The organism is Delftia sp. BGA-UO-ETr-SB1 (assembly GCF_059567865.1).
On the sequence record NZ_JCAQOW010000004.1, the window covers coordinates 778,307 to 800,044 of the forward strand.

Sequence of the window (21,738 nt, forward strand, 5' to 3'; positions counted from 1 at the left end):
CAGGAACAGTCAATGCCAGCCCCGGGCCTGAACCGCAGGGCGCTGCTGCAATGGGGCGCCCTGCTGACGGCGGGCGCCGTGCTGCCCGGCTGCGGCGGTGGAGGCGGGCCGCGCGACGATCTGCCCGAACCGCAGGCGCTGCGCTCCGTCAACGGCGTGCTGGAGCTGCACCTGAACGTGGGCTATGCGTCCATGGACATGGACCTGCCGGACAGCGACATCGCGCGCTGGGCCCGCTATCCGGCCGTTCGGCAGCCCGGGCGGCGTCTGGAGCTGCGCAGCTTCAATGGGCGATACACGGCGCCCACGCTGTGGCTGCGCCCCGGCGACACGCTGAAGATGTGGGTGCACAACCAGCTGCCGGCCTCGCCCCAGGGCTCGGACTGGGCGCTGCTCAACCACCAGAACAGCACCAACATGCATTTCCACGGCCTGCACGTGGACCCGCGCGAGATACGGCCCGGCGTGTTTGGCGACTACGTGGTGGACGGGCCGGATGCCGGCATCGCGCCCGGCGCCACGCGCTACCACGAGATCCATCTGCCCGACGACCACAGTTGCGGCATCTACTGGTACCACCCGCATCTGCACGGCGCCACCAATGCCCAGGTCTCCAGCGGCATGTTCGGCGCCATCATCGTGGCCGATGCGCAGGACCCGTTCCGTGCCAGCGTGAACATGCGCGAGCGCGTGCTGTTCGCCCACAAGCTCACCGTCAACGCCAAGGGCCGCACCGATACGCTGGAAGACTCGATGGAGAATCCGGCCGGCGCCTTTTTGCTCAACGGCGCCTACCAGCCCACCATCGTGATGCGGCCCGGCGAGGTGCAGCACTGGCACATCGTCAATCCTTCGTCGTTCTACCCGCTGCATCCCGTGCTCGACGGGCATGTGATGAATGTCTATGGCCGCGACGGCAACCATTACGGCGGCATCTACCGGCCGCTGAGCCGGCAGACGGCCGGGCAGCCGCTGGACATGCGCGACTGGCCCGGCAACTACATCTACCCGGGCGGGCGCCTGTCCATGATGGTGCAGGCATCGATGGCGCCGGGCGAGTATTTCCTGCGCGCGGCCGCGTGCCCGTCCTTTCACCGGCCAAGCGGCAACGAGCCCTTCGAGGAGGTGCTGGCCCGGGTGGTGGTGCAGGGCGAGCCCGTGCAGGCCCGCGTGCCCGACCCGGCCCTGCTGCGCCGGCCCGGCGACTACACGCCCATCACCGATGCCGAACTGGCCAGCCATGGAGGCGTGCAGCGCGTCCTGCGCCTGGCCGTGCTGGCCGACGACGAGGACAAGGGCGTGCGCGACCCGGCCCTGGCGCCCATGCCGGCCGGCGAGAGCTGGGTGCTGAAGGTGGGCGGCAACCGATCGGTGTTTGCGGTGGGCACCGAGGCCATGCCGCTGGGCATGTCGCCCATCCATTCCAGCCTCACGCCTGTGCAGACCGTGCCCTTCAATGCGGTGGAGGAGTGGACGGTCTACAACTACAACGGCTACCCGCATCCCTTTCACATCCACGTCAACGATTGCTATGTGGTCAGGGTCAACGGCGCGCCGGTGACGCCGTTCTGGGCCGACACCCTGCCCGTGCCACCGGGCACGGGCAGCAGCGGGGCGGCGGGGGTCACCAAGGGCAGCATCACCTTTCGCATGCGGTTCGCGGATTTCCACGGCAAGTTCGTCTGGCATTGCCATGCGCTGGACCATGAGGACCTGGGAATGATGCAGATCGTGGATGTGCGGCCCTGAAAGCCGGGCTTGTCCTATCGGCCATTCCCGCGCCCTTCCGGCTTCATGTTGCAAGCCCTTGAATTCATTGGCCTGCAAGAAATGCTTGCATTTGCGGGCGGGCCGTGAGCGGCCCGGCCCGAATCGCGTGTGGCACACTTGGCCGCTTTCCGGATTCCACGCCACGGGGCGCCTCTCGAATGCAAAAAATCATTGGCCAAATCGCCGCAGAACTGAATGTCAAGCCGCAGCAAGTGGGTGCTGCGGTCGAATTGCTTGATGGCGGAGCCACGGTTCCGTTCGTCGCCCGCTACCGCAAGGAAGTGACCGGCGGCCTGGACGACGCGCAATTGCGCCAGCTCGACGAACGCCTGGGCTATCTGCGCGAGCTGGAAGACCGCCGGGGCACGGTGCTCAAGGCCATCGACGAGCAGGGCAAGCTGACCGATGCGCTGCGCCTGGCCATTGCCAATGCGCCGACCAAGCAGGAGCTGGAGGACATCTACCTGCCCTTCAAGCAAAAGCGCCGCACCAAGGGCCAGATTGCCAAGGAATTCGGCATCGAGCCGCTGGCCGACAAGCTGTTTGCCGACCCCACGCTGGACCCGCACAAGGAGGCCGAGGCCTTCTGCAAGCCCGCCACCACCCTGGACGACGGCAAGCCGGGCCCCGATTTCTCCACCACCTTCGCCGTGCTCGACGGCGTGCGCGACATCCTGTCCGAGCGCTGGGCCGAAGACCCGGCGCTGGTGCAGAAGCTGCGCGAATGGCTGTGGGAAGACGGCCTGCTGCGCTCCAAGAAGATCGAGGCCAAGAACGAGAACGACCCCGAGGTCGCCAAGTTCCGCGACTATTTCGAGTACGACGAACCGATTGGCCGCGTGCCCTCGCACCGCGCCCTGGCCGTGTTCCGCGGCCGCGCGCTGGAAATCCTCGAAGCCAAGCTGGTTCTTCCCGTGGAGCCCGAGCCCGGCCAGCCCAGCCTGGCCGAAGGCAAGATCGCCCTGCACCTGGGCTGGAGCCACGCCAAGCGCGCCAGCGACGACCTGATCCGCAAGTGCGTGGCCTGGACCTGGCGCGTCAAGCTGAGCCTGTCCACCGAGCGGGACCTGTTCTCGCGCCTGCGCGAAGACGCCGAGAAGGTGGCCATCAAGGTCTTTGGCGACAACCTGCGCGACCTGCTGCTGGCCGCGCCTGCGGGCCAGCGCGCCGTCATCGGCCTGGACCCGGGCATCCGCACGGGTGTCAAGGTGGCCGTGGTGGACAGCACGGGCAAGCTGGTGGACACCACCACCATCTACCCGCATGAGCCGCGCCGCGACTGGGACGGCTCCCTGGCCGTGCTGGCCCGCCTGGTCGAAAAGCACCAGATCAACCTGATTGCCATCGGCAACGGCACGGCCAGCCGCGAGACGGACAAGCTGGCGGCCGACCTGATCAAGATCGCCAGCAAGGCCGACCGCCAGATCGAGAAGGTCGTGGTCAGCGAGGCCGGCGCTTCCGTGTATTCCGCCAGCGAGTTCGCCTCGCAGGAAATGCCCGACGTGGACGTGAGCCTGCGCGGCGCCGCCAGCATTGCGCGCCGCCTGCAGGACCCGCTGGCCGAGCTGGTCAAGATCGACCCCAAGAGCATTGGCGTGGGCCAGTACCAGCACGACGTGAACCAAAGCGAGCTGGCGCGCCAGCTCGACGCCGTGGTCGAGGACTGCGTGAACTCCGTGGGCGTGGACCTGAACACGGCCTCGGCGCCGCTGCTGTCGCGCGTCTCGGGCCTGTCGGGCAGCGTGGCCAAGTCGGTGGTGCGCTGGCGCGATGCCAACGGCTCCTTCAAGAGCCGCAAGCAGCTGATGGACGTGGCCGGCCTGGGCGCCAAGACCTTCGAGCAGTCCGCAGGCTTTCTGCGCATCCGCGGCGGCGACAACCCGCTGGACATGACAGGTGTGCACCCGGAAACCTATCCCGTGGTCGAACGCATCATTGCCACCACGGGCAAGAGCGTGGACCAGCTCATGGGCCGCTCCGAGGTGCTCAAGGGCCTGAAGGCCGAGCAGTTCGTGAACGAGCAGTTCGGTGCCATCACTATCAAGGACATCCTGGGCGAGCTGGAAAAGCCCGGCCGCGATCCGCGCCCGGACTTCGTCGTCGCCCGCTTCAATGACGGCGTGGAAGACATCAAGGACCTCAAGGAAGGCATGACGCTGGAGGGCACGGTCAGCAACGTGGCCCAGTTCGGCGCCTTCGTGGACCTGGGCGTGCACCAGGACGGCCTGGTCCACGTCAGCCAGATGAGCCACAAGTTCATCGAGGACGCGCGCGAGGTCGTCAAGACCGGCCAGATCGTCAAGGTCAAGGTGCTGGAGGTCGATGTGGCGCGCAAGCGCATCAGCCTGACCATGAAGCTGGATGCGGCGCCCGCGCGCCGCGACGGCCCCCGTGACAACCGCTTCGAGAGCGCAGGCCGGGGCAGCCAGGGCCATCAGGGCGGCCAGCGCCGCGCGCCCGAGCCGGCGCAGCAGTCGGCCATGGCCTCGGCCTTCGCCAAGCTGCAGACCCGCAAGTAAGGCCGGGCAGGGCAAGGCAGGAAACGCGATGGCTGCGCACGCACTGGATCTGCAGACGCTGTTGACCCAGACGCTGGCCCTGCCGGCGCAGCCGCGCATTGTTGCGCTGCTGCTGCGCGAGCTGGTGCCCGAGCAGCCCAGCCTGCGCCGGCTGAGCCAGCTGTTCGCGGCCGACCCCGCGCTGGCTGCCGGGCTGCTGGCGCAGGCCAACGGCCCGGTCTTCGGCATGGCGGGCCGTGTCACCGGCATTCCGGAGGCGCTGGCCCTGCTGGCGCCCGCGCAGTTGCGACAGATCGTGCGGGGCATGCCGCTGGGCGTGGGCACCCATGCCGTGCCGGGCGTGGCCATGCCGGCCTTCTGGCGCTACAGCGTGGATGCCGCACGCGTGGCCCGCGCGCTGGCCGGCACGGTACAGGCCAGCCCCACGGCGGCCTATGCGGCAGGCCTGCTGCACGGGCTGGGCGAGCTGGCCATGCACATGATCGATCCCGGCCGCGCGGCCACCATCTCCGAGCTGGTCGGCCCGCTGGACCCGCGCCGTGCCGAACTGGAGATGCGGCTGTGCGGCTACGCATACAGCCATGTCAGCGCAGGCCTGGCCCGGCGCTGGAATCTTCCGCCGCTGCTGGCCGACGCGCTGCAGCACCTGCACGCGCCGCTGGCCCAGCCCGGCTTCGATCCCCTGGCCTGCGTGCTGCACATCGCCGCCTGGCGCGCCCGATCGCGCGAGGCGCAATGGGGCGAGCGCGCGCTGGCCGTGAGCTTTCCCGGCGAAGTGGGGGTGGCCCTGGGCCTGGACATCGACATGGTGCTGCGCCAGGACCCGGTGGACTGGATGGCCGACACGGGCCTGGATGTGCTGCTTTAGGGCAGGACCCGGGGCCTGCGTCAGTTCCGGTGCCAGGGCGCCGGCACCATGTCGAAAAGCGGCGTGGGGTCGCGCCGGTAGGGCGCGGGGCTGATGGGCGCCATGGGCTGCATGGTCATGGGGTCGATGCGTGCCAGCTGCTGCATCCAGCCAATGTCCACACCGCCGCCCTGTGCAGGGCGCGAATAGATCAACTCCAGCATGCGCCGCGATGCCTCATGGCCGTGGGACGCCGCCTGCTGGTACAGGCGCAGGGCCTCGGTGTAGTTGGCCGGCACGCCTTCGCCACGGTGATAGCGCTGGGCCTGCTCCCACTGCTGCTGGGCCGTGACGGGCTGGCGCACCTGGATGTCCTGCTCGCTGGGCGAGCCCCGCAACTGCGGCGTGCGCTGCAGCCGTTGCGGCCCCTGCGCCGCAGGCGGGGCAGACGTGCCCTGGGCCGACACCAGCTGGCCCGCGGGCCGCATGCGGTCGCCCAGCATCTGCGCATTGGCCGCCGCGCTGGATGAGCGTGGCGCCGCCGCGCGGAACTGGCGCAGGGCGGCCTCGGGCTCGTCCTGCGCGAGCAGGGCCAGGCCCCATTCCAGCTGGGCGCCGGGGCTGCCCGAACGCGCCGCGCGCTGCAGCAGTTCCTGGTCGGGCGTGCCTGCCACGGTCAAGGCCTCGCCCACGGGCTCGGCCGTGGACAGCGGCGCCAGGCGCCGGGCCAGCAGCCATTCCAGGTATTGCGCACGGGCCGGGTCGGTCTTGGCCAGCTGGGCGATCCAGGGCCTTGCGGCCGGTGGATCGGGGGGCTGGCCGCAGCCGTCCATGGCGCACCAGGCCAGTCCCGCGCTGGCCAGCGGATGGCCGGCGCGCTGGGCACGCTCGAACCATTGCCTGGCCTGCGGCCCGTCCTGGGCCATGGCAATGCCGTGCAGTGCCAGCAGGCCCATGACCCATTGCGCCTCGCGCTGCGTGGCCGGGCTCACGCCCTTGCCTTCGGCGCGGCTGCGCAGTTGGGACAGGGCCCGTTGCTGGGCGGTATCCGAGGTCGAAGTGATGTTGCTGGTGCCCGGCTGGGAGCCGTACACGCTGGCCGTCGCCACCCGGATGGGCATGACCGGCGTGAAGCGGGCTGCCGCCTGCACATGCGGCAGCACGGCGGGCGCCAGACCGGGCAGCACCACCAGCAGCCCGGGCAGCACAAGCCTGGCGGTCAGGCGCAGCCCGCGGCGCCGCCGCGGCGAGGTTTCATGAGCGCTGGAGGGCATGGCAGGTGCCTCTGGTTGGCTTGTGGTCCGCACCGTGCGTCAGCGCTTGGCCTGGGCCGGCACCACCTGCCAGAAGCGGGCCGAGCCGGTGTACCCGTCTGCGCCCAGCGAGCTGGCCATGTACTGGTTGACATCCTCCAGGGAGCGCATGCCCGGGATGGCGATGAAGGCCTTGCCCTGCAGCAGCGTGGGCAGCTTGTCGGTCATGTTCTGCTCGGTGGCGAAGCAGGCCACGCCTTCCTTGCCGGGAGGGCCGGCGTTGATCACATAGCCGGGGTTGGGGCTCATCCAGTCGGGCAGGCGCACGGACTGGGCGGCGGTGATCCAGCCCGAGCGGTTCACGTCGTTGGGCACCAGCCGGGTGACCTCGCCATCGGCGCCCGCCATGAAGCACGACAGGTAGGAGGCACGCGACACGGTGGTGGACAGGAAGAGTTGCTCACCCGTCTCGAAGGAGGTGCGGGTGGGCGTGATGTTCTCCACCCACAGGTCCAGCTTGCGGTCGGGCGCGGGGGCGCCGTAGCGGTAGTCGCCCGTGCCCACGGCCACGTTCTCGGAGGCGGTGGTGACCGGCGCTGCGCTCTTGGTGTTCCAGCCAATGCGCGTGATGTGCCCATCGGCGCCCACGGCCACGAAGTCGCGCAGTGCGCGTTCGTAGGTGTTGAAGTCCACCACGCCGCTGACCACCATGCCGCTGTCCGCCTGGAAGCGCCCTATGGCCTCGCGCCACTGCGGGTTGCCTGCGGTGAAGGCCGGGGCGTCCGGCGGCAGATAGCCCTTGCTGATCAGCGACTGGCGCACCAGTTCCTGGTGGATGCCGGCTTCGCCTTCCTCGTACCAGTCGCGCAGCTGGCGCTGGAAGTCGGGGTGGGTCTGGTCCAGCGTCAGGCATTGCCAGTAGGGCAGGCGCGACCATTTGCCCAGCAGCTCGATCATGCCCAGCTCGACCAGGGTGCGCACGGCCGGGCCCGAGCCCTGGGCATAGTCGCGGCCCACGCTGAACTGCACGCCGTAGGTGCCGATGCGGCCGGACAGGTCCAGCCCCTGGCTGCCGTTGCCGATGACGACCTCGTTGGCCGAATCCAGGCCCGGGATGATGGTGCGCGTGCGGAAGTCGCCCAGGTGCAGCTCCATGCCGAGCACGGCGCCGCTGCGGTTGGCGCTGTAGCCGGTTTCCAGGCGCGAGGCGCTGGTGCCTATGTCCACGTTGTTGCGCAGCACGTTCTGGTCCATGAAGGACACGGCGCCCGACACATACAGGGCAGGGCGCTGCAGCTGGATCTGGTTGTTGTTGAGCAAGATGGTGGTGAGGTTCTGCACCGTATCCTGGCGGGCGATGTCCACCTCATAGTCCACGTAGCGGAAGGCACTGCTGACGCGCGACATCTGGGACAGGGCGGTGACCACCATCTCCTTGGCGGCCACGGCCACGCGGCCCGAGTAGTCGGGCAGCTGCTTGCTGGTGATCAGCACCGTGGGCATGTGGCTGTTGCGGAACATCCTGTCCATGCACATCAGCGAGTCGGAAAAGCTCGATATCGAGCGCACCGGCCGCACCACGGGGCGGTCGGCCGCATAGACCTTGTCCAGGTACTTGGCGTCCTTGCGCGCATCCAGCGGCGCGCAGCCCGACAGCAGCACGATGGAGGCCGAGACGGCGCAGGCAATGGCCCGCATGCAACCCTGTCTGCCGGACCATCGCTGGCGAAAAGTCCCACGGTCGTCCGCATGGCCGCCGAGTGCCGGCTGCAGCGCGGCATCGGGGCGGGGAAGTCCTGGCGATGGAAGGCGGTTGCGCATGATGGACCTCTGCTGGAAAACGGCGAGCCAGGGCACAGGCGCGCACGGGCGTCGGCGCCGGAAATGGGGGATCGAGAAATGGTGGGCGGCCCGAAGGCTGGCCGCCCTGTGTCGCGCTAGCGGCAGACGTTGACCAGGTCGCCCTTGAGGACCACGATCTGGTCCTTGGTCTGGGGCCCGTAGCGGTTGAATGCGCTGGCGTTGGTGTTGCTGGCCAGGTCCTGGGTGCAGGTGCGCTGCATGCCCGTGCTGCTCGTCGTGGTCGTGGTCACCACGTTCGCCTCGGTGGAGATACCGGGCGCATTGGTCATGGACATGGCTTCGTAGCGCGCGATCTTGGCCTTGACATTGATGGGGATGTCGGTGACGGTGTCCAGCCCCGACGATGTCGGCTGCTTGGCCGTGGGCAGCCTGAGGTAGTCGACGGGCTTGTTCAGCACCACCGGGTCTTCGCCGGGGGCCGCTGCATGAAGGGGGTTCGCTCCGAGGGCGAGCCAGGCCAATAGGGCAGCCGAACAGAGATGGGCGGCGGTGTGCATGGTGGGCTCTCCTGGTGCGGTGAGCTGGGTCTTCGCCGGGAAGGTGCCGCCGGGTGGCCTGGGGCCGCCCGGCAGTTTCCTTCGTCCGGCAGCCAGGCTCAGTGGTTGTTGTAGCAGGTCACGCAGCCGTTGTTGCTGGAGATGTTCTGCACTGCCATGGAACCGTTGCCGGCGTAGTTGATGATGCCGGAGTTCTTGGCAGCCACCACCTGGATCGAAGTGCTCTTCACGTCCACTTCGCCATAGTTGGAGGCCAGGTTGTTGACGGCCACTGCGCTATAGCCATCGGCCTTGTTCAGGATGCCGCTGCCGGTGGCTGCGACGACCTGCAGCGAGCTGCCACTGCGATCGATGGTCACGTTGCCTGCATTGCTGGCCAGGTTCTGGGAGGCCTTGCCACCACCCGTTGCCACGTTCAGCACGCCGCTCCTGTTCAGCAGGGTGACCTGAACGCTGGGGCCATTGATTTCGATCTGGGAGCTGCTGCTGCCGCCGCCGCTGCCGCCACCGCCGCCACCACCCATGGGGCCTGCCATGGCAGCTGTTGCGATCAAGCTCAGGGAAAGAATTGCAAGCGATTTCATGATGGCTCCTTGATGAAGAATCGGACTATCAGGAAGAGGTGTGTAAGCACCCGTTTTGCAGACACTTTGCGGAGGTTTCCGGCTTTGTCTCCCTGGACCCCTGCTCGTTGTCTGGACTCCAATGTGCTCGGGGAGATCCGTCCATTCCATCTCTTGTCCGGGGTAGCCATGAGCGCTGATCCACTTGCCGGGTACTTACCCACCCAAGCCGTTTGCAGGCAGGCTGCATCGCGTTAAAACGGCAGCCGTGCGCGATGAATGGATCTGAGTAGTTTCAAGGTGTAACGACAGAAAATTTACGGTTGCAGCTTTGCTTGGGGCCGCCGTTTCGGCGGGTGCGGGGGGCTTTTGGGCAACCTGGTGTATCGAAGTGCACGCAACTGAGGCCGGCGGCGGCAGCAAAGGCAGGATCGGCCTTTGTCACAGGGCGGGATTGAAGGCGCGGTGCGCGGTGTCTGGATCCGCAAGATCTGCCGGACCGGCGCTCAGGAAACTCCGTAGTCGATTCCTCACACAAAGGTGTTAATTTGTAATCTACGCAATCTTTCACAAACTTCGTCAAAGATTGTGGATATCGGTTGCGATTTCTCTTAATGTGGAAAGGCAAGTCTGTGATCGGTTGCGTCATACACATGGCGTGACATTTGAGGAGAGCAGCATGAATCCATCCGACGTTCCCGCCGATGCCCGTCCCCTGATCGCCGAGTCCCCTCGCGCCCAGGGCATGCTGGGCACAGGTCTGAGCTCTGCCATGTGGCCCGACTACCTGGCGGGCCAGCCCGACAAGCCCGTGCGGGTGCTGCTGGTGGACGACGATGCCCATATCCGCATGGTCATTGCGCAGGAAATCATGAACGACCCGCGCACTCTGGTCGTGGCCCAGGCCGGCAGCGTGCGCGACGGGCGCAAGGCCATCCGCCAGCATGAATTCGACGTGATGCTGGTGGACCTGAACCTGGGTGACGGCGAGGGCTTCGAGCTGCTGGACATGATGAAGACCGTGCGGCCCACGGCCGAGGCCGTCATCATCTCCGTGATGGAAAACGACGAACAGGTGCTGCGCGCCTTCGAGCTGGGCGCCACGGGCTACCTCGTCAAGAACTCCTGGTTCGGCAACTATCCGCAGGCCGTGCTGCAGGTGGCCAATGGCGGCGCATCCGTCACCCCCAGCCTGGCGCGCAGGTTGCTGCAGCGCTTCGACAAGACCCAGGGCGCCGAGCCCAAGCGCCGCACGCCCGACGAGGCAGACCGCCTGTCCACCCGCGAGCGCGAGGTGCTGCGCATGGTCGCCAGCGGCTACACCAGCGCCGAGATCGGCTCGCGCCTGATGATCAGCGCCATGACGGTCAACACGCACATCAAGAACATCTACCGCAAGCTGCAGGTGCGCACACGCGCCCAGGCGGTACGCTTTGCATCGCTGCGCGGCCTGTTCTGATCCTGGGGCGGCGTCCTGCCCGCAGCGGCCTGCCGCCGCCCGGGCCATGGCGGCCGCGCCTGGCACGGCTTGGCCATGAAAGATCCCCTTCGCACGCTGGCCATCTGCCTGGCCCTGGGCCTGCTGCAGATGCTGGGCCTGTGCGCCTGGCTCTGGCAGGCGGGCGCCCAGGCCCCGCCGTGGCTGAGCCTGGCCAGCCTGGCGCTGCTGGTATCCACGGCGCTGCTGTGCGCCATGGGCGCCTGGCGACTGCACAGGCTGCTGCTGTGGCGGCGCCGGCGCAGTCCCCGGCCCTCGCGCGAAGTGCAGGCCGAGCGCCGGCGCATTGCCGCCGACCTGCACGACGGCGTGGGCGGGCTGCTGGTGCATGCCATGGCCTTGCTGGACCCGCGCGAGACCCGCCAGCGCCAGGCGCAGGAATTGCTGGAGCAGGGCTTGCTGGACCTGCGGCTCATGGTGGATGCCATGGACGCCATGGAAGACGCCTTGCCCGTGCGGCTGGCGCGCCTGCGCCACCGGCTGCAGCCCGTGCTGGACCGGCGCGGCATGCGCATCTGCTGGAGCGTGGCCGATCCGCATGCCGCCGCCGGGCTGCGCGGGGTGCCAGACCTGCCAGTCTTGCAAGACCTGCCAGACCTGCCGCGTGGCCAGCCGTCCCAGCAGTTGCTGGCCATCGCCCAGGAGGCCGTGAGCAATGCGCTGCAGCATGCGCGCGCCACCACGCTGTGGCTGGTGCTGGAGCCGGTGGATCGTGCAGATGCTGCAAGCCCTGGCCGCGATGCCCGGCGTGCATTGCACTGGGAACTGCGCGTGGAAGATGACGGCTGCGGCCTGCCTTCCGACCCTGGCCCTGCGCAGGGTGCCATCCCGCCTGGCCTGCAGGGCATGGGCCTGGCAGGCATGCATCGCCGCGCCCATGCCATCGGGGCTGTGCTGGATATCCTGCCGCGGGCCGGTGGGGGGACCGTGGTGCGTGTGCGCTGGTGATCGGGCCGATGCGCCGGCGGCAACGGCGTTCCGGCAATTGCGGTGCCCGCTGACAGGGCAGGCCTGCGGCGCGCTGTGCAATCCCCCGATATGCGGATGTGAGGCAGTATCCATACCTGCATCCCAGCCCTGACATCCCGTTTCCATGAACCCACATCCCGACCCTGCGCCGCCGCCTTCACGGCAGGCCCTTCCTGCAGCCGCCGAAGGCGGCAATGCTGCCAATGCAGCCACGAATTCCGCTACCCATGCCGCCACCCATGCCGATTTCGCGCGCAGCGTGCGTTCGGCCCTGCCGGGCCTGGCACAGCTGGCCGACATGGTGCCCGCGCTGCGCCTGCTCACCGGGCTGCTGGTGGCCAGCATCGTCATTGCCGGCCTGTATTTCGGCCAGGGCCTGCTGATTCCGCTGGCGCTGGCGCTGTTGTTCGGTTTTTTGCTGGATCCGGCCGTCTCCCGGCTCAAGCGCTGGGGCATGCCGCGCATGGCGGCCACGCTGCTGGTGGTGGTCATGGCGCTGGCGACGCTGGCGGGAATGGGTACCTATCTGGGCAGCCAGGTGCAGCAGCTCAGCGCCGATCTGCCCACCTACCAGAACACCATCCGCGACAAGCTGCGCAGCCTGCGCAGGAACGCCAACATGCCCAGCGCCTGGGACGGCGCGCTGCGCACCTATGACACCGTGGAACGCGAGATATCGCGCGGCGCCACCACGCCCCGCGTGCAGAAGGTGGAGATCCAGTCGCCCGAGCAAAAGCCCACGGCGCGCATGCTGCAGTGGCTGGGCCGCGTGGCCGAGCCCGTGACCATGGCCGGCATCGTGCTGCTGTTCGTGATCCTCATCCTGCTGGACCGCGATGACCTGCGCGACCGGTTGCTGCGCCTGATGGGCGGCAACCTGCACGTGGCCACCGACGCGCTGGACGAGGCCTCGCAGCGCATAGGCAAGTACCTGCGCATGCAGTTCGTCGTCAACATCACCTACGGACTGCCCATGGCGGCGGGGCTGTGGTTCATTGGCGTGCCGGGCGCCATTCTCTGGGGCGTGCTGGCGGCCATCATGCGTTTCGTGCCCTATGTGGGGGCCATGATCTCGGCCGCCTTCCCGCTGGCGCTGGCCTTTGCCGTGGACCCGGGCTGGCAGATGCTGCTGATGACACTGGGCCTGATCATGGCGCTGGAGCTGATCAGCAACAACCTCATCGAGCCCTGGCTGTATGGCAGCAGCACGGGCCTGTCCACGCTGTCCATCATCGTGTCGGCCACCTTCTGGACAGCGCTGTGGGGGCCGATAGGGCTGATCCTGTCCACGCCGCTGACGGTCTGCCTGCTGGTGCTGGGGCGCTACATCCCGGCGCTGCAATTCATGGAAGTGCTGCTGGGCAGCTCGCCCGTGCTGGGGCCGGCCCAGCGCCTGTACCAGCGCCTGCTGGCCGACGACGTGGAAGACGCGGTCACGCTGGCGCATGAACTGGTGGACGCAAGGCTGCCGGCGCGCGCCTCGGCGGACGAACGCTCGGCCGCAGTGGCCGGTTTCTATGACGAGGTGGCCATCCCCGCACTGCGCCTGGCCACGCAGCAGCACCTGGAGTCGGCCACGGCCGAACACCGGCTGCGCCTGTCCAGCGGCATGGATGCCCTGATCGAGGAACTGCGCGAAAGCCATCCGCCGCCCGCTGCGGCCCTGGCCACACGCGCCCTGCGCATCCATTGCGTGGGCGCGCGCTGGGAGGTCGATGCCCTGGCCGCCGCCATGGTGGCGCACAGCGAGGCGCTGCGCGGCCACGTGGTCAGCTGCTCGGACTGGGCCCTGGCCGCCGACCCGCAATGGCGCCAGCTGGGACCGGGGCAGGGCGGCCTGCCGCAAGGCCACGCAGGGGCGCAGGCCCTGGCCGAGGCGCAGTTGCTGGTGCTGTCCGTCTTCAGCACCCAGCCCCAGACCGTGGTGCGCCAACTGATGCGCCGCGTGCGCCGCCATTGGCCGCACCTGCGCGTGGTGCTGGCGCTGTGGAATGCGCCGGCCGTGGTGTCCGACCCCGAGTTCGCGCGCCGCTGCGGCGCCGCCGCCTGCGTGTCCGGCCTGCGCGAGCTGCAGTTGTGGGTGGACGCCTTGCGCCTGCCTGACGCGGCAGGCCAGGGCCTGGCCGCGCCCATTCCCGATGACGATGAGCAGCGCGTGCGCCAGCTGCACGACAGCGGCGTGCTCGGGCCCGGCCTGCCGCCGCTGTACCACGAGGCAGCCCAGCAGGCCGCCAATGCCTTCGATGTGAAATGGGCCCAGGTCTCATGGGTCGATGCCGACCGCGTGCACACGCCGGGCAGCCTGCTGGTGGCGGACCAGGGCGACCCGGCTTCCGCCGGCATGCCGCGTGCGCAGTCCATCTGCTCCTACGTGGTCCATGGCGGTGACGCCCTGGTGGTGCATGACGCCGCGCGCGACCCCCGATTTGCCGGCAACCCCGCGTTGCAGGCGATGCGGCTGCGCTTTTACGCGGGCGTGCCGCTCAAGAACCGCCACGGCACGGTGCTGGGCAGCTTTTGCATCATGGACGACGCGCCGCGCGAGGTCTCGGCGGCCGATCTGGAGCTGTTGGGCGTCATGGCCGAGCAGTTGATGCAGAACGTGGAGGTGCGCCGAATGATGGAAGCTGGCGCTGCGCCGGCTCCGGTGCAGACTTCGGCACAAACTCCGGCGCAAGTGGCATCCCAGCCACCATCGTCGTCACCATCGACAACACCCCAGCCGAGTGCTGGCGGCTGAGTCCCGCTTACAGCGAGGTGGCCAGCATCTGCTCGTAGTCGTCGGCGCTGGCCAGGCGCGGGTTCGTGCCGTGGCAATGGTCCTTGAGCGCGCCGCCGATCACGGCTGCGAACTGGGCGCGCTCCACGCCCATGGCGGCCAGGCCCGTTGGCAGGCCCAGGCGGGCGTTCATGTCGCGTATGGCTTCGGGAATGTCGCTGCCCGAGTCCAGGCCCATGGCGTGGGCCATTCGCTGCAGGCGCTGTTCGGCGCGCACGCTCTCGGCCTCGGCATTGAAGCGCACCACGGCGGGCAGGAACATGGCGTTCAGCGTGCCGTGGTGCAGGCGCGGGTTCACGCCGCCCAGGCTGTGGCTGAGGCTGTGCACGCAGCCCAGGCCTTTCTGGAAGGCCATGGCGCCCTGCATGCTGGCGCTCATCAGCTGGCGGCGCGCCTCGGCATCCTGGCCGTTGCGCGTGGCGCGTTCGATGTGGGCCCAGCCGCGCGTGAGGCCATCGAGCGCAATGCCGTCGGCAGGCGGGTTGAAGGCCGCCGCCATGAAGGTCTCCATGCAATGGGCGATGGCGTCCATGCCCGTGGCGGCCGTCAGCATGGCGGGCAGGCCGTAGGTCAGTTCCGGGTCGCAGATGGCGGCACGGGGCACCAGGTGCCAGCTGTGAAAGCCCAGCTTGCGGTGGTCGTCCACGATGATGATGGCGCCGCGCGCCACCTCGCTGCCCGTGCCGCTGGTGGTGGGCACGGCGATCAGCGGGGCCACGCGCTCGCTGATGCGCGGCGAGCCGCCCTCGATGGTGGCGTAGTGCGACAGCGGCCCTTCGTGCGTGGCTGCAATCGCCACGCCCTTGGCGCAGTCGATGGCGCTGCCGCCGCCCACGGCGATCAGGCCGTCGCAGCGCTGTTCCTGGTAGATGGCAGCGGCCGCGCGCACGGCGGCCTCGGTGGGGTTGGAGGGCGTCTGGTCGAACACTGCATGCGGCATGCCGCCCAGCGCATCCAGCGCCCTTTGCAGCACGCCAGCGGCCTTGACGCCCTGGTCGGTGACGATCAGCGGCCGTGTGATGCCCACGCGCTCGCACTCCTGGCGCAACAGGCGCACGGCGCCGAAGTCAAACTGGATCTGGGTGACGTAGTTGATGAAGGCCATGGTCGGTGACTCGTTGCGGGCCGTTGCGGCCCATGGTGGTGATCAGGGGGAGTGCGCCGAATCTAGACCGCGCGTGCTGCACTGCAAACAAAACAAACCCTGAGAGGGCACCTGCGCGGTCACGGGGGCGACAGCACGGGCATGCACTGCCATCGCATGGCTGCCAGGGCCTTGTGCTCGCGGCACAATGCCTGCTGCGCCGTGCCTGCCGTGCCTGGTCGGCCGCACCTTGCCGGCCGCACCTCGCCGGCTGCACCTTGCCGGCCACACCGAATTGCCTTGCCAGATAGTCGCTACCGAACCTGTCCCTGAACGTGCCCCAGACTGAATCCTCCTCCCATGCCACGCCGCTGCCGGCGTCCCTGACCCACCAGATGCGCGATGTGCTGCGCCGCATGGAGCGCGCCGCGCGCACGCCCCTGCACCAGCTGGGCGCCGAGGGCGCACGTGCCGCCTACGAGGCGGGGGCCGGCGTGCTCGAAATTCCCAAGCCGGTTCTGCCGCGTGTCGAGGATCTGCAGATTCCTGCACGCGATGGCGCCTTGCTGCCTGCGCGTCTCTATGCGCCCGTGGAGCGCAGCCAGGTGCCGGCCACGGGCCTGCCCGTGCTGCTGTACCTGCACGGTGGCGGCTTCACCGTGGGCAGCGTGGCCACGCACGATGTGCTGTGCCGCCAACTGGCCCATCTGTCGGGCGCCATGGTGGTCTCGCTGGACTATCGGCGCGCGCCAGAGCACAAGTTTCCCACCGCCCACAACGACGCCTGGGACGCGCTGCAGTGGCTGGCCGCGCAGGCGGCCTCGCTGGGCGCCGACCCTGCGCGCCTGGCCGTGGGCGGCGACAGCGCGGGCGGCACGCTGGCCGCAGCCTGCGCCATCCATGCGCGCGACACCGGCCTCAAGCTGGCCCTGCAACTGCTGATCTACCCGGGCACTACGGCGAACCAGGACACCGACTCGCACCGCCGCTTCGCCCACGGGCTGGTGATCGACGAGCCGGCCATCACCTGGTTCTTCGCCCAGTACCTCAACAGCCCCGCCGACCGCGAGGACTGGCGCTTTGCCCCGCTGCTGGCCCCCGATGTGGACGGCGTGGCCCCGGCCTGGATAGGCTTGGCCGAATGCGACCCGCTGGTGGACGAGGGCGTGGAATACGCCGACAAGCTGCGCATGTCCGGCGTGCCCGTGGACCTGGAGATCTACCGGGGCGTGACCCATGAATTCGTCAAGATGGGCCGCGCCATTGCCGAAGCGCGCCGTGCACATGCCGACATGGCGCGCGCCTTGGCCGACGCCTTCGCGGCCTGAAGGGCAAGGCGCACCAAAACACACCAAGACACCCCCAGACAACAGGAGAGAAACACCCCCATGCAACGCCAAGATTTCCGCACGCTGCAACGCATTGAAGTGCGCTGGTCCGAAGTGGACGCCCAGAAGATCGTCTTCAACGCCCACTACCTGATGTACGCCGACGTGGCCGTCACCGACTACTGGCGCCAGCTGGGCATGCCCTATGAGTCCTCCTTCGCGGCTCTGGGCGGCGAGCTGTTCGTCAAGAAGGCCACCACCACCTACCACGCATCGGCCACGCTGGGCGACGTGCTGCATGTGGGCATACGCTGTGCCAGGCAGGGCAATACCTCGCTGCTGTTCGAGGCCGGCATCTTCCGGGGCATGGAACTGCTCAATACCGTGGAACTGGTCTATGTGTTCGCCGATGCCACCACGCGCCAGCCGCTGCCCGTGCCGCAGCAGCTGCGCGACGTGCTCACGGCCTATGAGGCCGGGCAGAGCGTGGTGCGCGTGGCATCGGGCAGCTGGAACGACCTGGGCCGCGACGCCGAGCGCCTGCGCCTGGCCGTGTTCGTGCACGAGCAGGGCGTGCCGCGCGAGATCGAGATCGACGAGTTCGACCCCGTGGCCCGCCACGCCGTGGTCTACAACGGCCTGGGCCAGCCGATCGCCACCGGCCGCCTGGTCAGCGACAGCCCCGGCGCGGGCAGGATCGGCCGCATGGCCGTGGACCGCAGCGTGCGCGGCGGCCGCTGGGGCCGCATCGTGCTGGACAGCCTGGTCGAAGCCTCGCGCCAGCGCGGCGACCGCGAAGTCGTGCTGCATGCGCAGCGCCATGCCGAGTCGTTCTACCTGCGCGCGGGCTTCACGCCCGAGGGCGAGCCCTATGAAGAGGCCGGCATTCCCCACATCACCATGAGGAAAGCGCTCACCGCCTGAGCTGCAGGCAGCTCAGGCGGTGCAAGGCTCAAATCTCAGATGTCCTCGCGCAACGCGTAGGGCAGGGGCTTGAGCTGCAGCGCCACGGCCTGGGCGGCATCGGCGCGCTGGCCTTCTCCCAGTGCGGCGTGTGCCAGCAGGGGCTGGTCGGCCGAGCTGGTCTGCATGGAGACGATGGCGTCCCAGCCGCCACCGGGCGCCGGGGCGGCCTGGACCACGGTGCCGGTGGCCTGCTCCAGGTCCTCGGGCGTGAAGACCTCCATGCCGGTGGCCAGCGGCTGCTGTGCATGGGCAAGGTAGGCGCGGCGCTTGAGCGTGCCCCGGAACTGGCTGCGGGCCACCACCTCCTGGCCTGGGTAGCAGCCCTTCTTGAAATTCACGCCTTCCACCGATTCGTAGTTGAGCATCTGCGGCACAAAGGCATCCACCACAGGCGCCGACAGCGTGGCGATGCCGCTGGCGACTTCGCTCCACAGCCAGTCGGCCTCGCTGAGTGCAGGGCCTTCGGGCAGGGGCGCGCCCACGGGCGCCACGCGCAGGGCGCGCGGCTGGCCGGCGGCCGGGTACAGGGCGATCAGGCTGGCGTCGCCGTCATCGGTCTTGGTCCAGGGCACGGCTGCCGGGCCCAGGGCCTGCGCGGCGGCATCGCCAGCCAGCCCGTGCAGCGTGAATTCGGCCGTGGCGTCGCGGAGCTTGCACTTGGCGCGCAGCACGAACATGGACAGGCGCTTGAGCGTGGGCGCCAGCAGGCTGCGGTCGCACAGCAGCAGGATCTCGTCCTTGCTGCGCTTGAAGCCGATGAAGCTGGCCAGCATGCGGCCCTTGGCCGTGCAGAACGCCGACAGACGCGCATGCTGCAGATCCAGCAGCGCGAAGTCGTTGGTCAGCTGTCCATGCAGGAACTGGGCGGCGTCTTCGCCGAGGGCGCGTATCACGCCGAGATGGGAAACGGAAGCAATGCCGTTCAGTAAAGGCTGGGTCATGGCTGAATTATGATCAGCCGCTCTATTGCTTGCTTGGACCGAGGTTGTGCGCTTTATCTTTCGCGCTTTGATGATGTTGCTGGTGCTGGCCGCCGTGCTGGCCGGTGCCGGCTGGTGGTGGCTGAACCAGCCGCTGCCGCTGGCCCAGCCCACGCTGGAGCTGGAGGTCGAGCCCGGCACCACGCCGCGTGGCGTGGCCCGCGAAGTGGTCAAGGCCGGCGTGCAGACCGATGCGCGGCTGCTGTACGCCTGGTTCCGCGTCTCGGGGCAGGACCGGCAGATCAAGGCCGGCAACTATGAGCTGACCACGGGCCTGACGCCCTATGTGCTGTTGCAAAAACTCGCGCGCGGCGAGGAGTCGCTCAAGGCCCTGACCCTGGTGGAAGGCTGGAACTGGCGCCAGGTGCGCGCGGCCCTGGCCCGCGAGGAATTCCTGCGCCAGGAAAGCGCAGGCATGGACGACGCTGCCCTCATGCAGGCCCTGGGCCGCGCGGGCGTGGCGCCCGAGGGCCGCTTCTTCCCAGATACCTATACCTATGCCAAGGGCAGCTCCGACCTGGCCGTGCTGCGCCGCGCCCTGCACGCCATGGACCGGCGCCTGGCCGATGTCTGGGCGCTGCGCTCGGCCGACACGCCGCTCAAGACGCCCGACGAAGCGCTGATCCTGGCCAGCATCGTCGAGAAGGAGACCGGCCGCGCGGCCGATCGCGCACAGATTGCCGGTGTCTTCAGCAACCGCCTGCGCATCGGCATGCTGCTGCAGACCGATCCCACCGTGATCTACGGCCTGGGCGAGAAATTCGACGGCAACCTGCGCCGCCGCGACCTGCAGACCGATACTCCCTGGAACACCTATACCCGCGCGGGCCTGCCGCCCACGCCCATCGCCATGCCCGGCAAGGCCGCCCTCATGGCCGCCGTGCAGCCCGGACAGACCAAGGCGCTGTACTTTGTGGCGCGTGGCGACGGCACCAGCCATTTCAGCGCATCGCTGGACGAGCACAACCGCGCCGTGAACCGCTACCAGCGCGGCCAGCAAAGCCCTGGGCAAAAGCCCTGAGATATTCCCCCAGGGCTGCTGCGCTCTGCGCAGCGCTTGCGTATCCTCTCTTTCCATATGACCACTGCAACTCCCGCCGGCCTGTTCATCAGCTTCGAAGGCATCGATGGCGCCGGCAAGTCCTCGCACATCGCGTCGCTGGCCCAGGCTTTCCGTGACCAGGGCCGCACGGTGACGCTCACCCGCGAGCCCGGCGGCACGCCGCTGGCCGAAAAGCTGCGCGCGCTGATGCTGCACGACGCCATGGACCCGCTGACCGAGGCCCTGATCGCCTTTGCCGCGCGACGCGACCACCTGGTGCAGGTGATCGAGCCCGCGCTGGCGCGCGGCGAAGTCGTGCTCTGCGACCGCTTCACCGACGCCACCTTTGCCTACCAGGGTGCGGGCCGGGGCTTCGACCTGCAGCCGCTGGCCACGCTGGAGCGCATGGTGCAGACGGGCACCGCCCCCCAGCCCGATCTGCTGCGCGAGCCCCACCTGACGCTCTGGTTCGACCTGCCCGCCGAGGTGGCCGCCGAGCGCCTGGCCTCGGCCCGTGTCCCGGACCGCTTCGAGTCCGAGCCCGGCAGCTTTTTCGCACGCGTGGCCCAGGGCTATGCGGCGCGCGCTGCCGCCGCGCCCCAGCGCTTTGCGCGCATCGACTCCAACGCCAGCCGGCATGCGGTCTGGCAGCAGATCACCCAGGTCATGGTGCGCCGGGGCTGGCTGGCCATCATGGTCGGCGGACAGGCAGGTGCGGCATGAGCGAGGCCCTGCCACAACCGGCCGAGACCGACACCGCCTGGATCGCCGGGCAACGCACGCGCCTGCTGGCCCAGCGCGGCCACGCCTGGCTGCTGCAGGGGCCTTCCGGCCTGGGCCAGTACGCGCTGTCGCTGTCGCTGGTGCGCGCCTGGCTGTGCGAATCGCCGTCGCCCCAGGGGGCCTGTGGCCACTGCGGCAGCTGCCACGCCATCGACGTGCGCGCCCATGCCGATCTGTGCGTGCTCATGCCCGAGGTGCAGATGATGGCGCTGGGCTGGCCGCTGCCCGAGAAGGCCCAGGCCGATATCGACGACAAGAAGCGCAAGCCCAGCAAGGAAATCCGTGTCGAGGCCATGCGCGACGCCGTGGAGTTCTGCCAGCGCACCAGCGCGCGCGGGCGCGGCAAGGCCGTGCTGGTCTACCCGGCCGAGCAGATGAACGCCATCACGGCCAATGCGCTGCTCAAGACGCTGGAGGAGCCGCCGGGCGATGCCCGCTTCGTGCTGGCCAGCGAGGCGGCCCACCAGCTGCTGCCCACCATCCGCAGCCGTTGCCTGACCCACACCATGGCCTGGCCCGATCAGCAAGAGGCCCTGGATTGGCTGCAGGGGCAGGGCGTGGCCCCGGAAGCTGCCGCCGTGGCGCTGCGCGCCGCAGGCGGGCGGCCTGGCGACGCGCTGGCATTGGCGCACAGCGGTGGCGGCAAGGACATGGCCGCATGGTCACAGTTGCCGCGCGCGCTGGCCAAGGGCGATGTGGCGGCCCTGGCCGCCTATGCTCCGCCCCATGCCGTGGAGGCCTTGCAGAAGATCTGCCACGACCTGATGGCCCTGGCCGCAGGCGCCGCGCCGCGCTACTTCACGCCGGCCGACCTGCCTTCGCGGCCGCTGGACATGGGCCTGCTGGCCGAATGGTCACGTGCCCTGGCCCAGGCTGCGCGCACGGCGGACCACCCCTTCAACGCCGGGCTCATGACCGAAGCCCTGGCCGCCGAGGCCCGGCGCGTGCTCATGTCCGGCCAGCCTGCCCGCCAGCGCCGGGGATGAGGCGCGGGGAG

General features: G+C 69.0%; 17 protein-coding genes. 11 read left to right on the forward strand and 6 right to left on the reverse strand.

The features are described 5' to 3' along the window. Nucleotides 1-12 precede the first annotated feature (12 nt). From AC57B5_RS03955 to AC57B5_RS03965, 3 genes are all read left to right on the forward strand, one after another. Entirely contained in the window at nt 13-1,749 is a 1,737-nt protein-coding gene (locus AC57B5_RS03955) for a multicopper oxidase family protein (RefSeq protein ID WP_496398784.1), read from the forward strand. 179 nt (nt 1,750-1,928) lie between these two features. Beyond that, the gene (locus AC57B5_RS03960) at nt 1,929-4,289 is read left to right on the forward strand and encodes a Tex family protein (RefSeq protein WP_043820880.1); all 2,361 of its coding nucleotides are present in this window, start codon (nt 1,929-1,931) and stop codon (nt 4,287-4,289) included. A gap of 28 nt (nt 4,290-4,317) precedes the next feature. After that, a complete protein-coding gene (locus tag AC57B5_RS03965) occupies nt 4,318-5,157 on the forward strand; it encodes an HDOD domain-containing protein (RefSeq protein ID WP_043820881.1) in 840 nt (279 codons plus the stop codon). Nucleotides 5,158-5,177: 20 nt separating this feature from the next. Here the strand turns inward: AC57B5_RS03965 and AC57B5_RS03970 are convergent, their stop codons facing one another. The 4 genes from AC57B5_RS03970 to AC57B5_RS03985 all read right to left on the reverse strand — a co-directional run bounded on the left by AC57B5_RS03970 (nt 5,178) and on the right by AC57B5_RS03985 (nt 9,333). Next, nucleotides 5,178-6,410: an SEL1-like repeat protein gene (locus AC57B5_RS03970; RefSeq protein WP_496398785.1), complete on the reverse strand. Its 1,233-nt coding sequence runs from the start codon at nt 6,408-6,410 to the stop codon at nt 5,178-5,180. 39 nt (nt 6,411-6,449) lie between these two features. Next, the gene (locus tag AC57B5_RS03975) at nt 6,450-8,087 is read right to left on the reverse strand and encodes a DUF4384 domain-containing protein (protein WP_034392811.1); all 1,638 of its coding nucleotides are present in this window, start codon (nt 8,085-8,087) and stop codon (nt 6,450-6,452) included. Nucleotides 8,088-8,326: 239 nt separating this feature from the next. Then, a complete protein-coding gene (locus tag AC57B5_RS03980; protein WP_012205216.1) occupies nt 8,327-8,749 on the reverse strand; it encodes a hypothetical protein in 423 nt (140 codons plus the stop codon). Nucleotides 8,750-8,847: 98 nt separating this feature from the next. Then, a complete protein-coding gene (locus AC57B5_RS03985) occupies nt 8,848-9,333 on the reverse strand; it encodes a hypothetical protein (protein ID WP_012205217.1) in 486 nt (161 codons plus the stop codon). 658 nt (nt 9,334-9,991) lie between these two features. Between AC57B5_RS03985 and AC57B5_RS03990 the strand changes: the two genes are divergently transcribed. The 3 genes from AC57B5_RS03990 to AC57B5_RS04000 all read left to right on the forward strand — a co-directional run bounded on the left by AC57B5_RS03990 (nt 9,992) and on the right by AC57B5_RS04000 (nt 14,519). Continuing rightward, nucleotides 9,992-10,771 (forward strand): LuxR C-terminal-related transcriptional regulator, encoded by a 780-nt coding sequence (locus AC57B5_RS03990; RefSeq protein WP_012205218.1) that lies wholly within the window; start codon nt 9,992-9,994, stop codon nt 10,769-10,771. Between the two features lie 75 nt (nt 10,772-10,846). After that, the gene (locus AC57B5_RS03995) at nt 10,847-11,758 is read left to right on the forward strand and encodes a sensor histidine kinase (protein WP_496398786.1); all 912 of its coding nucleotides are present in this window, start codon (nt 10,847-10,849) and stop codon (nt 11,756-11,758) included. A gap of 145 nt (nt 11,759-11,903) precedes the next feature. Then, nucleotides 11,904-14,519, forward strand: coding sequence for an AI-2E family transporter (locus AC57B5_RS04000; protein WP_496398787.1), 2,616 nt, complete (start codon nt 11,904-11,906; stop codon nt 14,517-14,519). A 7-nt stretch (nt 14,520-14,526) separates the two neighbouring features. Here the strand turns inward: AC57B5_RS04000 and gbd are convergent, their stop codons facing one another. Next, nucleotides 14,527-15,663 carry a 4-hydroxybutyrate dehydrogenase gene (gene gbd, locus AC57B5_RS04005; RefSeq protein ID WP_486639879.1) on the reverse strand — a complete coding sequence of 379 codons (1,137 nt, stop codon included), beginning with the start codon at nt 15,661-15,663 and terminating at the stop codon, nt 14,527-14,529. A gap of 302 nt (nt 15,664-15,965) precedes the next feature. Here gbd and AC57B5_RS04010 point away from each other — a divergent pair, with 302 nt between their 5' ends. Continuing rightward, nucleotides 15,966-16,970 carry an alpha/beta hydrolase gene (locus AC57B5_RS04010; protein ID WP_496399428.1) on the forward strand — a complete coding sequence of 335 codons (1,005 nt, stop codon included), beginning with the start codon at nt 15,966-15,968 and terminating at the stop codon, nt 16,968-16,970. Nucleotides 16,971-17,030: 60 nt separating this feature from the next. Then, nucleotides 17,031-17,894 (forward strand): YbgC/FadM family acyl-CoA thioesterase, encoded by an 864-nt coding sequence (locus AC57B5_RS04015; protein WP_034392830.1) that lies wholly within the window; start codon nt 17,031-17,033, stop codon nt 17,892-17,894. Between the two features lie 35 nt (nt 17,895-17,929). Here the strand turns inward: AC57B5_RS04015 and ygfZ are convergent, their stop codons facing one another. Continuing rightward, nucleotides 17,930-18,877 (reverse strand): CAF17-like 4Fe-4S cluster assembly/insertion protein YgfZ, encoded by a 948-nt coding sequence (gene ygfZ, locus AC57B5_RS04020; RefSeq protein ID WP_496398788.1) that lies wholly within the window; start codon nt 18,875-18,877, stop codon nt 17,930-17,932. A gap of 46 nt (nt 18,878-18,923) precedes the next feature. On the opposite strand from ygfZ, the gene mltG reads away from it, so the two are divergent. From mltG to AC57B5_RS04035, 3 genes are read left to right on the forward strand one after another with little or no spacing between them, the layout of a single operon-like run. Next, entirely contained in the window at nt 18,924-19,937 is a 1,014-nt protein-coding gene (mltG, locus tag AC57B5_RS04025) for an endolytic transglycosylase MltG (protein WP_080736847.1), read from the forward strand. A gap of 57 nt (nt 19,938-19,994) precedes the next feature. After that, on the forward strand, nt 19,995-20,681 hold the full coding sequence (gene tmk, locus AC57B5_RS04030) for a dTMP kinase (RefSeq protein ID WP_012205226.1): 687 nt from the start codon (nt 19,995-19,997) through the stop codon (nt 20,679-20,681). After that, nucleotides 20,678-21,727 carry a DNA polymerase III delta subunit-related protein gene (locus tag AC57B5_RS04035; RefSeq protein ID WP_123691283.1) on the forward strand — a complete coding sequence of 350 codons (1,050 nt, stop codon included), beginning with the start codon at nt 20,678-20,680 and terminating at the stop codon, nt 21,725-21,727. Before tmk ends, AC57B5_RS04035 begins: the two co-directional genes overlap by 4 nt. Nucleotides 21,728-21,738: the final 11 nt, after the last annotated feature.

Excerpts from the sequence above, each read along its gene's own strand:
- AC57B5_RS03955 (WP_496398784.1), top strand. The coding sequence starts at position 13 with ATGCCAGCCCCGGGCCTGAACCGCAGGGCGCTGCTGCAATGGGGCGCC.
- AC57B5_RS03960 (WP_043820880.1), top strand. The coding sequence starts at position 1,929 with ATGCAAAAAATCATTGGCCAAATCGCCGCAGAACTGAATGTCAAGCCG.
- AC57B5_RS03965 (WP_043820881.1), top strand. The coding sequence starts at position 4,318 with ATGGCTGCGCACGCACTGGATCTGCAGACGCTGTTGACCCAGACGCTG.
- AC57B5_RS03970 (WP_496398785.1), bottom strand. The coding sequence starts at position 6,410 with ATGCCCTCCAGCGCTCATGAAACCTCGCCGCGGCGGCGCCGCGGGCTG.
- AC57B5_RS03975 (WP_034392811.1), bottom strand. The coding sequence starts at position 8,087 with ATGCGGGCCATTGCCTGCGCCGTCTCGGCCTCCATCGTGCTGCTGTCG.
- AC57B5_RS03980 (WP_012205216.1), bottom strand. The coding sequence starts at position 8,749 with ATGCACACCGCCGCCCATCTCTGTTCGGCTGCCCTATTGGCCTGGCTC.
- AC57B5_RS03985 (WP_012205217.1), bottom strand. The coding sequence starts at position 9,333 with ATGAAATCGCTTGCAATTCTTTCCCTGAGCTTGATCGCAACAGCTGCC.
- AC57B5_RS03990 (WP_012205218.1), top strand. The coding sequence starts at position 9,992 with ATGAATCCATCCGACGTTCCCGCCGATGCCCGTCCCCTGATCGCCGAG.
- AC57B5_RS03995 (WP_496398786.1), top strand. The coding sequence starts at position 10,847 with ATGAAAGATCCCCTTCGCACGCTGGCCATCTGCCTGGCCCTGGGCCTG.
- AC57B5_RS04000 (WP_496398787.1), top strand. The coding sequence starts at position 11,904 with ATGAACCCACATCCCGACCCTGCGCCGCCGCCTTCACGGCAGGCCCTT.
- gbd (WP_486639879.1), bottom strand. The coding sequence starts at position 15,663 with ATGGCCTTCATCAACTACGTCACCCAGATCCAGTTTGACTTCGGCGCC.
- AC57B5_RS04015 (WP_034392830.1), top strand. The coding sequence starts at position 17,031 with ATGCAACGCCAAGATTTCCGCACGCTGCAACGCATTGAAGTGCGCTGG.
- ygfZ (WP_496398788.1), bottom strand. The coding sequence starts at position 18,877 with ATGACCCAGCCTTTACTGAACGGCATTGCTTCCGTTTCCCATCTCGGC.
- tmk (WP_012205226.1), top strand. The coding sequence starts at position 19,995 with ATGACCACTGCAACTCCCGCCGGCCTGTTCATCAGCTTCGAAGGCATC.
- AC57B5_RS04035 (WP_123691283.1), top strand. The coding sequence starts at position 20,678 with ATGAGCGAGGCCCTGCCACAACCGGCCGAGACCGACACCGCCTGGATC.